This is a genomic window from Vibrio sp. J2-4 (assembly GCF_021728155.1).
Classification (GTDB): Bacteria; Pseudomonadota; Gammaproteobacteria; order Enterobacterales; family Vibrionaceae; genus Vibrio; species Vibrio diabolicus.
In genome coordinates this window covers 630139-643893 of sequence record NZ_JAKKCN010000003.1, presented here as the reverse complement: position 1 = coordinate 643893, position 13755 = coordinate 630139, and the positions used below count along the sequence as shown (strand labels likewise).

The 13755-nt window shown below is 44.1% G+C and carries 19 protein-coding genes; 5 read left to right on the top strand and 14 right to left on the bottom strand.

Annotated elements, in window-relative coordinates:
* Nucleotides 1-139: 139 nt before the first annotated feature.
* Nucleotides 140-586, bottom strand: a complete 447-nt coding sequence (locus L3V32_RS13130) for a MerR family transcriptional regulator (protein WP_229623586.1) — start codon at nucleotides 584-586, stop codon at nucleotides 140-142.
* A gap of 95 nt (nucleotides 587-681) precedes the next feature.
* Nucleotides 682-1227, bottom strand: coding sequence for a TetR/AcrR family transcriptional regulator (locus L3V32_RS13125; protein WP_237284453.1), 546 nt, complete (start codon nucleotides 1225-1227; stop codon nucleotides 682-684).
* 98 nt (nucleotides 1228-1325) lie between these two features.
* On the opposite strand from L3V32_RS13125, the gene L3V32_RS13120 reads away from it, so the two are divergent.
* The 4 genes from L3V32_RS13120 (at nucleotide 1326) to L3V32_RS13105 (ending at nucleotide 2879) form a co-directional block, all read left to right on the top strand.
* A complete protein-coding gene (locus L3V32_RS13120; protein WP_005462762.1) occupies nucleotides 1326-1799 on the top strand; it encodes an HPP family protein in 474 nt (157 codons plus the stop codon).
* Nucleotides 1800-1938: 139 nt separating this feature from the next.
* Complete coding sequence (locus L3V32_RS13115) at nucleotides 1939-2154, top strand: TIGR02450 family Trp-rich protein (RefSeq protein WP_046875742.1); 216 nt, start codon at nucleotides 1939-1941, stop codon at nucleotides 2152-2154.
* A gap of 118 nt (nucleotides 2155-2272) precedes the next feature.
* Entirely contained in the window at nucleotides 2273-2650 is a 378-nt protein-coding gene (locus L3V32_RS13110; protein WP_005396583.1) for a PH domain-containing protein, read from the top strand.
* 10 nt (nucleotides 2651-2660) lie between these two features.
* The gene (locus L3V32_RS13105) at nucleotides 2661-2879 is read left to right on the top strand and encodes a DUF6500 family protein (RefSeq protein ID WP_085342540.1); all 219 of its coding nucleotides are present in this window, start codon (nucleotides 2661-2663) and stop codon (nucleotides 2877-2879) included.
* On the opposite strand, the gene L3V32_RS13100 is transcribed toward L3V32_RS13105, so the two are convergent.
* The 9 genes from L3V32_RS13100 to fliD form a co-directional block, all read right to left on the bottom strand.
* Nucleotides 2876-3163 carry a hypothetical protein gene (locus L3V32_RS13100; protein WP_046875744.1) on the bottom strand — a complete coding sequence of 96 codons (288 nt, stop codon included), beginning with the start codon at nucleotides 3161-3163 and terminating at the stop codon, nucleotides 2876-2878. The two genes, L3V32_RS13105 and L3V32_RS13100, sit on opposite strands and share 4 nt — an antisense overlap.
* Nucleotides 3164-3241: 78 nt before the next feature.
* Nucleotides 3242-4234, bottom strand: a complete 993-nt coding sequence (locus L3V32_RS13095; RefSeq protein WP_005396581.1) for a flagellar motor protein MotB — start codon at nucleotides 4232-4234, stop codon at nucleotides 3242-3244.
* A complete protein-coding gene (gene motA, locus L3V32_RS13090; RefSeq protein WP_005396580.1) occupies nucleotides 4234-5091 on the bottom strand; it encodes a flagellar motor stator protein MotA in 858 nt (285 codons plus the stop codon). Before motA ends, L3V32_RS13095 begins: the two co-directional genes overlap by 1 nt.
* A gap of 10 nt (nucleotides 5092-5101) precedes the next feature.
* Nucleotides 5102-5830 (bottom strand): FliA/WhiG family RNA polymerase sigma factor, encoded by a 729-nt coding sequence (locus tag L3V32_RS13085; protein ID WP_005396579.1) that lies wholly within the window; start codon nucleotides 5828-5830, stop codon nucleotides 5102-5104.
* Nucleotides 5831-5842: 12 nt separating this feature from the next.
* A complete protein-coding gene (gene fliL / locus L3V32_RS13080) occupies nucleotides 5843-6343 on the bottom strand; it encodes a flagellar basal body-associated protein FliL (protein WP_005398533.1) in 501 nt (166 codons plus the stop codon).
* A gap of 22 nt (nucleotides 6344-6365) precedes the next feature.
* Nucleotides 6366-7439, bottom strand: coding sequence for a flagellar hook-length control protein FliK (locus tag L3V32_RS13075; protein ID WP_237284452.1), 1074 nt, complete (start codon nucleotides 7437-7439; stop codon nucleotides 6366-6368).
* Nucleotides 7436-7756 (bottom strand): hypothetical protein, encoded by a 321-nt coding sequence (locus tag L3V32_RS13070; protein ID WP_005398525.1) that lies wholly within the window; start codon nucleotides 7754-7756, stop codon nucleotides 7436-7438. Before L3V32_RS13070 ends, L3V32_RS13075 begins: the two co-directional genes overlap by 4 nt.
* Nucleotides 7740-8126 (bottom strand): flagellar export chaperone FliS, encoded by a 387-nt coding sequence (fliS, locus tag L3V32_RS13065; protein ID WP_005398523.1) that lies wholly within the window; start codon nucleotides 8124-8126, stop codon nucleotides 7740-7742. The genes L3V32_RS13070 and fliS overlap by 17 nt, the downstream gene beginning before the upstream one ends.
* Nucleotides 8127-8146: 20 nt before the next feature.
* The gene (gene fliD, locus L3V32_RS13060; RefSeq protein ID WP_006741986.1) at nucleotides 8147-9484 is read right to left on the bottom strand and encodes a flagellar filament capping protein FliD; all 1338 of its coding nucleotides are present in this window, start codon (nucleotides 9482-9484) and stop codon (nucleotides 8147-8149) included.
* Between the two features lie 388 nt (nucleotides 9485-9872).
* On the opposite strand from fliD, the gene L3V32_RS13055 reads away from it, so the two are divergent.
* The gene (locus tag L3V32_RS13055) at nucleotides 9873-10160 is read left to right on the top strand and encodes a hypothetical protein (RefSeq protein WP_134646112.1); all 288 of its coding nucleotides are present in this window, start codon (nucleotides 9873-9875) and stop codon (nucleotides 10158-10160) included.
* Between the two features lie 282 nt (nucleotides 10161-10442).
* Here L3V32_RS13055 and L3V32_RS13050 read toward each other — a convergent pair whose 3' ends face one another.
* The 3 genes from L3V32_RS13050 to L3V32_RS13040 all read right to left on the bottom strand — a co-directional run bounded on the left by L3V32_RS13050 (nucleotide 10443) and on the right by L3V32_RS13040 (nucleotide 13741).
* Nucleotides 10443-11765, bottom strand: coding sequence for a 6-hydroxymethylpterin diphosphokinase MptE-like protein (locus tag L3V32_RS13050; RefSeq protein WP_005398053.1), 1323 nt, complete (start codon nucleotides 11763-11765; stop codon nucleotides 10443-10445).
* Nucleotides 11766-11820: 55 nt separating this feature from the next.
* Nucleotides 11821-12666, bottom strand: a complete 846-nt coding sequence (lafA, locus tag L3V32_RS13045) for a lateral flagellin LafA (protein WP_005398051.1) — start codon at nucleotides 12664-12666, stop codon at nucleotides 11821-11823.
* 304 nt (nucleotides 12667-12970) lie between these two features.
* A complete protein-coding gene (locus L3V32_RS13040) occupies nucleotides 12971-13741 on the bottom strand; it encodes an EAL domain-containing protein (protein ID WP_046875750.1) in 771 nt (256 codons plus the stop codon).
* Nucleotides 13742-13755: the final 14 nt, after the last annotated feature.

Sequence of the window (13755 nt, the reverse complement as noted above, 5' to 3'; positions counted from 1 at the left end):
AGGAGGCGGTACACCTGAGCTAAGAGCGAATGGTTTTTACAGACTCAATTTAGTGGCTAGCAGGGGAATTGGCGAATCTCTAACCCAACATCAAGAGTAAAGCTTCGCTTGTTAACATTGCTTTGATTTGCTGACGGCTTTACTTTTTATTTGACGGGTTTTCTTTGGTCAGAATCGTTTGTCCAAGCTGAGACATGACGCGTTTTGCATTCATTGCACAGTCCATGTCATCTGGCTTAGCTTCAATCTCTTTAAGTACTTCTTTTAACTTGCTTTTACTCTGCGCGATTTTTCGCTCAAGCTCGTCGAGCTCTTGGACTTTTTGCTGCAAGGTCGTCAATAACTGGTGATGATCCCAGTTAGAAAGGTCGGATGGCAGTAACGCACTTAGTTCATCCAAACTGAATCCAGCTTGCTGACCCGTTGTGATCATGTCCAGAATCATTAATGCTTCTTGCGGATACTCGCGGTACCCGTTGGCTTTACGGGTCACGGTTTTTAGCAGTCCGATGCGCTCGTAAAATCGAATACGCGAGGGAGCAAGGCCCGTTTTTTGTGCCAGTTCGCCAATTTTCATATCAAGCATGTCTCATTAGGTTGATAAAATAACCTTACCATTTCTGAACATTCTTGCCAGTTTGGAGCTCGGTCGATTCGTTGCTTGCTTTCTTACAGTTGCGGTTACAGTTTGCGCAAAATTTCTACGCATTTCTCTGTGACGTCGTCGTACTCTTTTGTCATGTAAGCGGTGGTAATGGCACCTTCTTTCATGATGCAAATGGCATCGAGTAATGATGTGTTGTCTGATTTGAGATAGCGTTGAATTAGCTCACGAACCTGTTGTTTATGGTGGCGGCAATACGTTGCAATCTCGCCGCTGTCGTCACTAAATTCGGCGGACGTGTTGATGAAAAAACAGCCGCGAAACTCGCCCAATTTTTCCTCAGAACCATGAAACCAGCCGTTAAGCGCGGTAAACAACTGGTCGATCACGTCTGTGCTCGATTGTGCTGGTGATAGTTTCTCCTCTAGCCACGCCATGAAGATTTGGTGGCGTTGTTCTAGTGCGGCGAGGATGAGCGCTTCTTTGCTTTCAAAATGGCTGTACAGCGTGCGTTTAGCCACGCCAGATACTTTAAGGACTTCATTGATGCCAATGGAGTTGATGCCCTGTTTGTAAAACAGCGACAACGCGGTGTCGATCAATAACTGTTTCTTTTTGTTCATAACTACGTCCTCAAAAAGTTCTACAAACACATATTGACAAAGGTAGACAGGTTTGTCTATTTTAATTTGTAGACAATTCGGTCTACTTTGAGGTGTTTATGAATAATTTAATTTTATCGTTGGTCGCGGGGCTTGGTGCGACATTGGCTATTGGTGTGTTGTCTTACGCCGAGGTGTCTCTTACTGAGGTTGTACTTCTCATGGCGCCATTTGGTGCTACGGCGGTGTTGGTGTTTGGGGTGCCTAGCAGCCCTCTCGCTCAACCAAAAAATGTGATCATTGGTCACTTCATTACGGCATCTATCGGTATTGCGTTTAGCCAATATGTTGAGATCACGCCAATCACGCTCGCGATTGCGACTGGGTTAGGAGTGTCAGCAATGCTGATTACGAAGACAACGCATCCACCTGCGGGCGCAAATCCAATCTTGATCATGGCATCTGGGCAGGGGTGGAGTTTTCTGTTCACGCCCGTATTGATTGGCGCGGTGGTGATTGTGCTGGTTGGTAAGGCGTTGCAGTTGCTACAGAGTCAGTACTTAAACCCTCGTTTGAACGGTCAAAAGACCTAATTGGGTTGCAAGTAAGGTCGCATTAGGGGATGACCTCTTTTGCGGCTTTTTCTTTTCGTGGATGCTTAAAAATAAAATCTGATTCTCTCTTGGTATTCAGTCGTATACATAAAGATGCTAGTTAAATTGGTATACTACTATGAATAAAATTCACCCCAAGAAGCTATTGCACAGCAAATGGACGGCGACGTCACCTAAAAATAAAGAGAAGCACTTTGTCGTAACTGAAATGGAACTGGATGAAGACGGCAATGTTGTGAAATGTGTCATTGAGGCGGTTATGAGTAAACGTGAGCAAGAGATGAACTGGCAAGAGCTGAAAGACCCAGAGCTATGGCGGCAGGGCTGGAAGTAATGCACTTTGTTGAATTTTTTCCTAGGTTTGAAATCGAAAGATGGTACTTAGCTGATAGGCAACGGTCTGTGTATCTGCTACGTTGAGTTTGTTCGCTATCAACTAAAAAGGAATGACTATGATCGATTTCGACAATTCATCAGTGTTTAAGCTTAAACCCATTGAGGTATCAAAAGTTAGGGAAGATTTTCACAAGTTTCTTATTGATGGCGAGTCGGTATTTGCGGGCTTTAAAACGGTTCGCGACCAAGTGGTGTTTACCAACAAGCGAGTGATTGCGGCGAATGTGCAAGGGATTACGGGCTCAAAAGTGGATTACACGTCGCTGCCTTATAGCAAGATCAATGCATTTTCTATCGAGACGTCTGGTACTTTTGACTTAGATTGCGAAATTGAGTTCTTCATGAGTGAGGTGGGAAGAGTACGTTTTGAAATTAAAGGTTCGTTTGATCTGATTTCTTTCAACCGTATGGTTAGCGAGTATGTACTAGCGTAAGGGAATAGAAATGAGAGCTTCATTGAGAGACAAAATAATAGAGGTCTGTGACAAAAAGATCGAAAGCAAAGGTGAGCAGGTTGGGCTCTCATTTTATGCGTTTTTCGCCAACAAAAATGATGATCCTGAACAGTTGATGGAGGCAGCTACGTGGTGGATTCAGACCCATCGGCTCGACCACTTCGAAAAAGCATTAAAAATCAAATCAATGGTGGAGTCTGGTATCTAAATTAAAAAAAAGAAATAAAGAAAGCAGACAAATGCCAACAACGTCGCGGATAAAACAGGGTAGATAATATAAGAATCCTGTTTATTGGTTCTTTGAAAGCACAGAGAAACGAGTAAGACGTTGTAGACGACGAGCAGCATACTAATCATGGTCCCACTGTTAAGCGTTAAACTGGACAGCTGAGTTAAGAAAAACGCCAATAAAAGGTAGTCGAAGATAATTAACCATAAAAAGGCTTTCTTCAACAGATCGCGTTTTTTGTTTTCGGAAGGTGTTATGTGCATATAGAACTCAACTAAAAAGTCACAGTAACAGAGGTTTCAGTTAGAAAGGTCACCATCAGGCGAGGTGACCTTTTGAGGTTATAATTCTTGAATATTTACTTCGTTGGTGGCCGTATCACCCGAGTAATTGATGACTTCTTGTCGAATGACTGGTTGGTTAAATTCGGCTTTATCTTTCGCTTTTTGCAGTTCACTTTCTTGGTGGTTACCAAAAAGAGTTTCGAGTACTTTGGCTGCTGGCGTCGTTAAAACGAACAGCTCGATACGGCGGTTTTCGCTTGAATCTGGTTCATCAGGGTTAAGCAGTGCTCTATCCGACATGCCTGTGACTTGCATGACGCGATCATCCGGCATGCCACCTTCAACCAGCGTATTTCTTGCGACATCAGCTCGAGATGCAGATAACGCCCAGTTTGATTGACGACCAAAGCGTTTTTTAAATGGAATCGCATCCGTATGTCCGCTGATGATCAGTGGGTTGTTCACACGCTGAAATACAGGCGCAAGTGCAAGTAATAAGTCTTCGAAGAAAGGGGTCAGCTCTGCGCCACCACGACTGAACATATGCTGTTTGTAATCATCTTGAAGGACGATACGTAAGCCTTGTGGGGTCACGGTGACGTTGACATTTCCTTGTGCGTTAATCTGAGCGGTCATTCGTTCAATGACTTTCGCCAGCGCTGCAAGTTGCTCCTGAGTATCGAAGTTACCAGGAATCAACGAGTCGATTTCTGGCCCATCGCCGTCACCTCGAAAGTATGAGCTTACCACGTGGTTGGAATTGTGTTTACTTGGCACAGAAGAGTCCTGTGCCAAGTCAATAGGAGAGATACTTTGTGAAGTATCAAATGGATTACCGTAACTCTTGTCGAATACGCTCGAGCTATGTAAGTGGGCGACAATTGCTTTACGCTCTTCTTTGTCTACCACCTGCATAACCCAAAGCACAAGAAACAGCGCCATTAGGGCGATCATGAAGTCAGCAAACGCGACTTTCCACGCGCCGCCATGAGGTTCATCATGGCTGTGTGCTTTGGCACGTTTGAACACTACATGCTCTTGTTTTTGCATTATCCCTCCTGTTCAGCTAACCACTTCTCCATTTGGTTGAATGTTGGTTTGATGTCTAGCTGAATATGTTTACGACCAGCGTCAATGGCGAGCAATGTCGGCTTCTTCGCTACGTAGGCAACCAAGGTTGCGCGTACGCATTCAAAAGCAGTCATATTACGTTTTACTCGCTGAGCCATGGCGTTACTTAGTGGGTCTAAACCACAGTAACAACCGAAAATACCAATGAATGTACCTACGAGAGCTGCTGCAACGTGATAACCAATCATAGCGATTGAGCCATCAATGGCCTGCATGGTGATAATGATGCCACCAACTGCTGCAAGAATACCGAAGCCAGGTAGTGCTTCTGCTGTACGCTGTAGTGAGCGTGAAGGCAAAAGCATTTCGTTTTGGATAGCTTCAATTTCTTGCTCTAGCAGTCCCTCTAATTCATGAGGCGACATTTGTCCCATTGCCATTAAACGTAAATTATCAGTAATGAAAGAAATTAGGCGATGATCCTCAGCAATCGTCGGGTAAGCGAGAAACATAGAGCTCTGTTCTGGCGACTCAATGTGAGAGTCCAGGAACTTATAACCACGGTTGCGCGCTGTCTCGAGCAAGTTATTGAGTAGCGCCATTAATTCCATGTAGTACTCATGCTCTTCTGTCGGGCCTTTAATGGTCGCAGGCACTTGGCGACGCATTTCTTTCAGTACGTGAGGTGGGTTACCGATGATCAAAGAACCAGCAGCAGCGCCAATGATGATAAGGAATTCGGCTGGTTGCCAGATAGCGCCTAAGTTACCGCCGGCCCACATGTATCCACCGAAGACGCACACCAGGATAGTGAGGACTCCAAAAAACTTTTGCATCTTGTGACTCCTAAGAGGACATTAATTGGTTGAGTTGTTTCAGCGCTTGTTTGTGAAGCTGACATATACGAGGTGGTGTCAGATCCAATACCAGAGCTATTTCGTGTAAGTTGAGTTCATGTTGATAGAACAGAGTAAGCAGCAATTGATCACGCTTCGGCAATTTGCCTAAAGCGCTATCTAAACTGCGACGAATATGCTCATGTTCCATGCCATCATATTGCCCGCCAATATAACTATCACCACTGCTTTCCATTAGTTGGTCAAGGCTTTGCATCTCTCCCGCAAGGGCGGCATTTTGGCGGTTGTAATAGTCCTGCTCATTCGTCCCCAAGGCTTGGATGATTTCTGCATCCGTGGGCATCCGACCTAAAGAGCGTGTGAGATCTCGAGTTACGTCATTGAGTTCGTGAGCCTGTTGGCGAGTTTTACGTGAGCGCCAATCTAGCCGGCGCAATTCGTCTAAAATTGCACCTCGAACGCGACACACGGCAAAGGCAGGGAAATGAGGATCGTCAACATCGCCGTATCGGCGTCCAGCTTCAACTAGAGCGATAAGGCCAATTTGCTGCATATCTTCAATACTACAGTGAGAAGTGGCATGAACACGTAGCTGGTTAACGACGCGTTTCACCATAACTTGATGACGTTGCAGCAGTGCATTTTCGTCAATTGGGCGTGATGGCGTCGTCACTTCCTCTTCTGTGGTATAGGTGTCTTGTATATTCATGTCTAACATGGTTGTGCTCCGTTATTGCACAACATATTTAGTCAACAAAACATCGTCGATTTCGCGAACGATGTCTGTCTTAGCAAAAGCCAGTAAAAGCGTTTGTTTTACTTCGTTTTGCAGAATATCGATGGCACCCGCTTGCTGTAACTCATCAAATGTTTTGTCGCTAAACAATTTTAATAATGAGTTTTGTACCATTGGCATGTATTCATCAATGTCTTTGATGCGCTCAGGACGGCGTGTTTCAATCGCTAGTTCTAGCATGACAAAGTGAGTCTGTTTTTTACCTTTTACGGTCAAAACGACTTTGTCTAAAGGATGGAAGCTAGGACCTTTGCTTGTCGGTTCTTCTGTGACTAAAAATGACAATGGAGAATCATCGATCAAGGAACCAGAGTCAGGTGACTCTTGAGCGTGTTTGTTTAAGTACCAGATTCCGCCCATAATCGTGGCGGCCGAAACGAGGGCGCTGGTGATGATCATGGCGATAAACAGGGCGATCATTTGTTGTTTGGTCATAACCTTTTTCCTCGAGGATTAACTAGGCTTGAGTGTTCAGCCAGTGTTCTGAATAGTTTGTTGTTGTAGTTTGGAATGCACCAGATTCTCGTGCTGCGAAAATAGTGGCGTCTTCTTCATTTGTATGTTGGTCATTGCGACTCTGGCTTTGATCAGAGCCCACGTTGACATCGACATGGACGAAGTTCTGCTCTTGCAGTTCTGTGCGTAGACGCTCAGACACTTGCATTAAAGCTTCTCGTGTTGCGGCTGCATTGGCATTGATGTGCACGCTTAGTCGGTCGCCTTCAACACGTACAAGTAAATCCAGCTTACCTAAATCCGGTGGGTCGAGGCGGATTTTGGCTTCTTGTACATTTTGTTGCGCTTGAAGAGTCACACGGTCATGCAGAACTTGCATCATTTGCTCTCCCCATTTTCCAGCACTGGTGTCAACGCGCACAGCCGCCCACTCAGAGCCTTGAGTTTGAATATGACTCGTGGCAACGGCGGTGTTCGGGGCTTGTGGCGTTGGTGTTTGTCCTTGGAGTGGTGAGGCCGTTGGTTGCCCTTGAGCTGGTTGACTCAATAGGGTCTGAAAGTCGGCACTGGAGATTGATAGACGCGAGTTCGATGACATCGGTTGGCTTTGTTGCACCTCTTGTTGCTTTGGAGAGGTGTTTAGTAAGGCGTTATTTGAGTCTTGTGTTGCAGACTTAACGTCGTTAGCTACCGCTAAAGGCGGAGTTTTTCCGAACTGACCCGGCTGCTTTTCGGCCATAGTGAGCATACTCTGGGTTAGAGCCTGAGCTTGCATAGCAAGATCAGGTGATTCTGTTGAACCCAGTGTACTTGTCAGGTGAGCATCTGCTTCAGAAGCCGAGTGTTCGTCAGTATCCGAACCACGATCATACGCCTTTTCTTCGCTGTCCAAAGCTGGAGCGGTAAGATGAAAACTCGGCACGGTTGAAGCTGAGGCGAAACCTTGGCCGTCATACTGGCTATGCTCAGACATAGGGTTATGAGAAAAACCGTGTACAGCTCTTGCTTGTTTTATGTTGCCTTCATGGCCAGGTGATGAATTGCCGGATATTTGAGTTGAAGGAGATACGATCATTGAGTTAGCTCCATGGTCATCGCTAATTGATAGGCCATAGCGCGCTCTTGATGGTCATTGACCATATTCATCTCTTTTTCTAACTCGTTCTTCGACTTTTCTAATCTAGCGAATGCATCTGCATGAACGGTTTTGGCACGTTGAATTTCAGGTGCAAGCTTAGGATCCTTCAAAAAAGGTTTGTGACTGATCAATAGCTCTCGCAACTGCAAGTCATAGCGCTTAAGCGCATGCCAATCTGCTGTTTTTGTAGCGAATTGGATGAGCTGAGATAAATGACGAAATCGCTCTGGCGACACTTTATGCTTGTTGTCCAAAATTCATCCAACCTTCACGAATGTTACCCATTACACGCTCGACATTAACCAAGCGATTCGCATCGTTCTGCACGCTGGCGTAATAAAGCTCAACTTGGCAGAAGTCATACAGCTGGCGTAAGTTTTCAGCAATTTCGCCACCATTCTCATCATCTAGAGCGCTTGTGAGCCCAATTAAGATGTTCATACATTTGTTGATTCCGTTACCTTTCTCCGCCAAGCGATTCGCAGCCAAATGGCCACGAATACGTTCAACTTCATCAAGTAAGCCATCGATCAACATAATGACTAATTGGTGTGGGTTTGCTGCTGCCGCTTGCGCGTTGAGGTCTACTTGCTGGTACGAGTCATAGCCAGAGTCCATAAGCATGAGTTTTTTCTCCTAAAGGCTTAGCCAAACATCGACATGGTTTGGTTCATTTGGGTCATTAACGCGTTCATTTGTGTGAACTGTTTGATGTAGCGTTTGTACGACATATCGTATTTACGCTCTAATGTAGATTGTTTATCTTCTATGCGATCCAAGTTAGCTTGAAGCGCATTTTTACGGGATTTGAATGCGCCTGATGAAAACTTCAGAAATGGATCAATCATCGCGTCCATTGAGTCAAGTAAGGCATCGTCGCCATTAAACATTGCTTCCAAGCCCACGCTGTTATTCTTTTGAACTTCGGCGAATTTTTCGTGGTCGACTTTCATTTTCCCATCACGATCCAAGCTCACACCGATTTCACTCAGACGCATACCACCGTGTTCCCCTCGAACCAAATTAGTTAATTGGCTCTCAATGGAGCGAAGTGTTGGATCACTTGCTAACACTCCACGTTTTTTGTCTTCACTACCTATTTGGGTGTGCTGGTTCATTGCGCCAATAAGAGTGTTATATGCGTCAACAAACTTATCCAATTGCTCTTTAGTTGCTTCGCTGTCAGAGCCTATATCAAGGCCAACAGGTGTTTCACCAGAAGCTTGAGCTTTGGTTAGAGTAATATCTACACCGTCGATTACACCTTCAAATGTATTGCTTGCGTTCGTCAGTTTGAGACCAGAGTCTTTAGCTCCCAACCACATTACAGCATCTTGCGGGGCGCTAATTTGGTTTAGATTTGTGAATGCATCTTCAAACCAGGCTTGGCCAGTACCAGACGCCGATACGTTGATTTGGTTAGCAACACCAGTTTCAGTGCTTGATAACATAAAGTGAGTTTGACCATTTGAGCGAACTAAGGTGGCGTTTACTCCAGGGTTATCGCTGTTGTTGTTGATTGCTTTTGCTAAGTCACTGACTGTTGCTGTGCCATCACCGTCTGAATCAACAGTCGATAGATCTAGCGTCATTGTTTCGCCATTGATCGTGAACTCGAGAGAGCCAGTTGTTGGGACTTCAGTTGTTGCTTCTAGATCAGCAGGCATCCCTGTAGAGACTTGATGAGACGTGGCAACTTGCTCAACAAAAATTTGGTAGTTGCCTGTGAGGGCCTTAGCATCTGCACTGGCTGTAAAGTAACCTTCCTGAGATAGGGTTGCACTGTTCTTAATGATGGTGTTTGTGCTGCTGTTCATTTCGTTTAACGAATTACGAAAGTCTCGTAATGCCGTTTCAACTTTACCTAGAGCGGAAAGTTGCGCTTGATATTTGCTGGCTTGTAGCTGATAGCGCTGTTGAAACGGTTGAACGTCAAAAGTGGCAAATTTAGTAGCCATTGTAATTGGATCTAATGAACTCATGAGGTTACTCCCTCTCTCATATATACGGCTTAAATAGCTTATCTGCTATGCCTTGGTTTAACAGTTCATCGCAAGATGTGTGCCGTATATAAATAGCTATATATAACAATGTTTTGCGATGTATTATTTCATAGAGAGGAAGCTGTGGTTCCACCTTTTGTGTTCCGCTTTCCTCTAGAAAACAAGTAGCGTTTTCCTATAAGACAAGGCGACTCAAGACTCGTAAATGTTTAATAGAATTTCTAAGTGGAGTTGAAAGGGAGGAAGGGACTCAGAACAGATATTTCGGTGTTTACTTCTAATGAATTAAGATAATTCTTACATCGTATTTATATGCTTCCTGTTATCTTTTCATCAAATTGGAGTATCGGAAAGAAAAACAACAATTATGAACGAATTTGCCTTACGACTAATGAAGTGTGCTCGCGAATATGAGCGCTTTATTCACGCTAAATTACTTAGCAAGCAGAGTCTTAATTCTGACGAGTTGGCAAGTATCCAAAAAGAGGCCATATCAAAATTTCCTGAGTTAAAACGCTATCAGTTAGATAATAGTCCTGAGCCAGTGGAACTAGAGTTATTTAACAAAGTGTTAAGGAATATTATGCTGAAAGTAGGTTTTAGATTGCCAGACTCTCATTGGGATAATAATAGTTCTATTTACATCAGGCGATAAAAAAGCCTCAATGATGAGGCTCTCTAGAGCTAATAGCGTTCACTCAACGCTTTTATGTTAGGCGCAATTTCATACCTTAGAATATCTGCAAGTGCAGTGAAGTCATGAACTTCTCGGGCGGTATTTATTCGCGAAAGTATTTCGAGAACAGACGTGCGCTCTGACTGAACGGTGAATAATTTTGTTAGGAGATTTAGACATCTCCCTAACATTAAGTCGCCTGTCAAGTGGTCACCGTATGAGTAAACCTCTGAAGTTTTAATAAAAGTGTCATAAACAGAGTTAATCTCGGTTGCCATATAGTTCCTCCACATTGAAATATTCAGCACCAATAATTTTTGCACCAATACGGCTCCAATTGTAAAACTTGGTCTGTGGTGATGCTGCTATTAGGTTCTCAACACCGCTTCCAAACATGCGGTAGGCTGGTGAGGTTTTGATCATCTCACCATAACCATTCTCTACTCGTGCTGTCATCGTCGCGTTCGGGTCGTCTGGTCTGTTTTCGCGTCCTGAATGGATGATATCTCCAGGGAAACCAAAATCGCATCCGATTAGTGATACTTGGGTAGCACCTTGTAAAAGGGTGAAGTGGATTAGAGGATGGATTACCGAACCAAACGAGTAAGGGCGATATTTAACCGGTAGTTTGCTTGCAAATCTGTCGTATGTGAAGTCACCCAAGTGTAAGTAATACTTCTCGCCATGCCAGTTTTGGAAAATACGGCTAGGCATATGGCTACCAAACACCAAAATAGTATTTTTGGCGATCTCATATGGAATATGTTCGTCACCTAAATTTAAATCTACAGCAAATACGACATCTGGTTTGATGTTATTTTCAATTAAGCACTTGCATGCAGTTGATGCAGCAATAAGCTTGGGACGATTTGGTCGGTTATAGACTGTTTTTAACTCTTCAATATGATGCTGGAGTGATGGGCCAGCACCAATACAAATAGCGTCGTCTACTTGATACATAAGATAATGATCAGAAGAGTTTAGGCGTTTTAAAAGAGGTTCGTTTTCTTTCTCTCTTGTGAGCAGTTCTTCATCGCTATGTCTATAGCTAGCGTTTGCATAGCCGATCAAAACACGGTTTTCTAAGCGGAAATAAAGCCATTGATGAGTATGACGCGAAATGGCTCTGTCGGCATTGAGAATGATACAATCATCCCAAGTAAGGCTCGCGAGTTTTCTACCTATATCGCTTTGGTCTTCTGAGACGATGATCAACGAAACACGAGGATCGGATATCCATTGTTGTGGAACGAGAGAAAGCACCAATTTTGCTAACGGTAGGTTATAAAGATAAACACGAATTGATCGAGCATTTTTATCTTGTGTTAACAGGGATGGGACATTGCCCATACCGATGCCCCAAATATGATAATCGTCGCTAGACGTTAGGCTTCGGTACTGGAAGGCTTCTTCGACCGGGTCATAAGCACTGCTAAGTTGAACTCCGTTGACTTTTAGGGTCATCGCTGCTTTTTCAACTACTTCAAAGTGTAAGTCGCTAAAGTCTGCACTGTCTAAGGCTTTTGCTACGTCAGGCCAACGAGAGCGAATGATATCAATATGTTGAGAATAAACTGGTGTCATAATATTCAGATAGTAAAAAACCCCACCGGATGGGTGGGGTTATAAGCTTCAATGATTAGCGTAGTAGAGACATTGCCATGCCAGGAAGCTGGTTAGTCTTAGAAAGAACTGTTGTACCTGCTTGCATAAGCATTTGGTTCTTAGTCATGTTTGAAGACTCTGTAGCGAAGTCTGCATCAGTGATACGGCCTTTTGCTGCAGAAGTGTTTTCAGTCATGTTACCAAGGTTAGTCATTGTGTGCTCTAGACGGTTGATGTTAGCACCAAACTGAGCACGTGCTGTACCTAGATCTGCTAGCATACCGCCAGAGCTTGAAAGGTTTGCAAGAGCTGTAGAAGCTGCAGCAGCAGTGCTGATGCTTGTCAGGCCAGCAATTGCTGTCGAGATGTCGTTTAGCTGTGTTTTTGCATTTACAGCTAGTTTCTCTGCACCAGTCGCACCAATTTGGTAAGTAACGCTGCTTGCACCAAAACCGCCGCCTTCAGCTAGAAGTTTTTGACCACCAAATGAAGTGTTTTCCATGATGTTGCCTAGCTCAGATGCTAGCTGTTTGAACTCTGCATCCAAAGCCGCACGGTCTTCTTGACTGTTTGAGCCGTTCAAAGATTGTGTTGCTAGGTCGTTCATGCGGTATGTGATGTTTGTCATCTCATCCATTGCACCTTCAGCAGTCTGCATCATAGAGATGCCGTCCTGTGCGTTACGCATCGCTACATTCATACCACGAGTCTGAGCTTCCAGACGAGTTGCAATTTGTAGACCCGCAGCGTCGTCTGCTGCTGAGTTGATGCGGTAACCCGTGCTTAGACGCTCCATCGCAGTGTTTAGAAGACCGCTTGTGTTGTTCAGAGTGTTTTGAGTTACAAGCGATGCGTAGTTAGTGTGCATTGATAAAGCCATCTTAGTCTCCTTAGTTAGTCACTATATCTTTCAGGCCTCGGGATATTCCCTAGTCACTAACTAGAGGCGGTCGGTCAGCTTTAATGATTAATTTGAAAATTAAAAAATTCCTAAAAAAGATCAAAATTGATGATTTTTAGTGACTTGTATTCCATGAAAATACAGATATAACATCAAATAACCTGAATAAGCCTGACTTAATCAGGGAAGCAGTCATCTATCAATATTGTCGTTCTTCGTTATAAATAAAAAAACAGCGCGAATAATTCGCGCTGTTTTATAAAGATTAATAGTTAGGATTCTGTCATTCCTCACCAAAAGATTGAAAAGAGAGGGAGGTTGGGATGTCACTGAAATAACCAAAGTAATAATTGGCCCCTAACAAGCGATAGCGGTTTAGCTCTGTTTGGCTCGCTACCCGCCCGGCTACCCAAGGGTATTTGTGCTTTCTTAAGAACTTAGCAATCGGTAGGAAAGCATGTCTTTCTTCTTTATCCTCTAACGTGACTGATAGTTTGATCATATCGGGACTAAAGTCAGCGACTCGTTCGAAGTTCACTTGTGATGTCGCGACTTCAAACCAAAGTGAGTAGGCGTTTTCTCTTAACTTCTCTATCAGCGCTGAGACTTTATCATAGGCGCATAGCGTTTTGTCTGCTTGAAGAGAAGGAATCACATGTTGAAAAGCGGAAGAGTGAAACTGAATCATCTGTTCGAGAAAGTATATGCCTGGTTCCCATAGTAATGCGTCAATTCTTATCGGCACGACGACGTTACTGATTAAGTCGGGGTGAAAGGCTTCTAGCTGAAACTGTGTTTGTCGCAATGCGAGATAAAGGCTGAACAAATCTAGGCAGTACTGCATTTGTTCAGAGAGTTCGAATTGATAGACGCTTTGTTCGCCACGCGTGCCAAATCTCAACGTCAGGTGTTGGAATTCTACCTCGCCTGATTGAGTCTCGCGAATGGCTTGGCACGCGTGTTGAATGTCATTGTGCTTTAAAGCATCAAATACTAATTGATCGTCATCCGTGACGATATGTTGTACTGCGAGACCAACCAAATGTTCGTACATCGCATGTGTTGAAA

What these genes read in the sequence shown, in the direction of transcription:
- L3V32_RS13130 (WP_229623586.1), bottom strand. Translation starts at nt 586, where the DNA reads ATGCTTGATATGAAAATTGGCGAACTGGCACAAAAAACGGGCCTTGCT.
- L3V32_RS13125 (WP_237284453.1), bottom strand. Translation starts at nt 1,227, where the DNA reads ATGAACAAAAAGAAACAGTTATTGATCGACACCGCGTTGTCGCTGTTT.
- L3V32_RS13120 (WP_005462762.1), top strand. Translation starts at nt 1,326, where the DNA reads ATGAATAATTTAATTTTATCGTTGGTCGCGGGGCTTGGTGCGACATTG.
- L3V32_RS13115 (WP_046875742.1), top strand. Translation starts at nt 1,939, where the DNA reads ATGAATAAAATTCACCCCAAGAAGCTATTGCACAGCAAATGGACGGCG.
- L3V32_RS13110 (WP_005396583.1), top strand. Translation starts at nt 2,273, where the DNA reads ATGATCGATTTCGACAATTCATCAGTGTTTAAGCTTAAACCCATTGAG.
- L3V32_RS13105 (WP_085342540.1), top strand. Translation starts at nt 2,661, where the DNA reads ATGAGAGCTTCATTGAGAGACAAAATAATAGAGGTCTGTGACAAAAAG.
- L3V32_RS13100 (WP_046875744.1), bottom strand. Translation starts at nt 3,163, where the DNA reads ATGCACATAACACCTTCCGAAAACAAAAAACGCGATCTGTTGAAGAAA.
- L3V32_RS13095 (WP_005396581.1), bottom strand. Translation starts at nt 4,234, where the DNA reads ATGCAAAAACAAGAGCATGTAGTGTTCAAACGTGCCAAAGCACACAGC.
- motA (WP_005396580.1), bottom strand. Translation starts at nt 5,091, where the DNA reads ATGCAAAAGTTTTTTGGAGTCCTCACTATCCTGGTGTGCGTCTTCGGT.
- L3V32_RS13085 (WP_005396579.1), bottom strand. Translation starts at nt 5,830, where the DNA reads ATGTTAGACATGAATATACAAGACACCTATACCACAGAAGAGGAAGTG.
- fliL (WP_005398533.1), bottom strand. Translation starts at nt 6,343, where the DNA reads ATGACCAAACAACAAATGATCGCCCTGTTTATCGCCATGATCATCACC.
- L3V32_RS13075 (WP_237284452.1), bottom strand. Translation starts at nt 7,439, where the DNA reads ATGATCGTATCTCCTTCAACTCAAATATCCGGCAATTCATCACCTGGC.
- fliS (WP_005398523.1), bottom strand. Translation starts at nt 8,126, where the DNA reads ATGCTTATGGACTCTGGCTATGACTCGTACCAGCAAGTAGACCTCAAC.
- fliD (WP_006741986.1), bottom strand. Translation starts at nt 9,484, where the DNA reads ATGAGTTCATTAGATCCAATTACAATGGCTACTAAATTTGCCACTTTT.
- L3V32_RS13055 (WP_134646112.1), top strand. Translation starts at nt 9,873, where the DNA reads ATGAACGAATTTGCCTTACGACTAATGAAGTGTGCTCGCGAATATGAG.
- L3V32_RS13050 (WP_005398053.1), bottom strand. Translation starts at nt 11,765, where the DNA reads ATGACACCAGTTTATTCTCAACATATTGATATCATTCGCTCTCGTTGG.
- lafA (WP_005398051.1), bottom strand. Translation starts at nt 12,666, where the DNA reads ATGGCTTTATCAATGCACACTAACTACGCATCGCTTGTAACTCAAAAC.
- L3V32_RS13040 (WP_046875750.1), bottom strand. Translation starts at nt 13,741, where the DNA reads ATGTACGAACATTTGGTTGGTCTCGCAGTACAACATATCGTCACGGAT.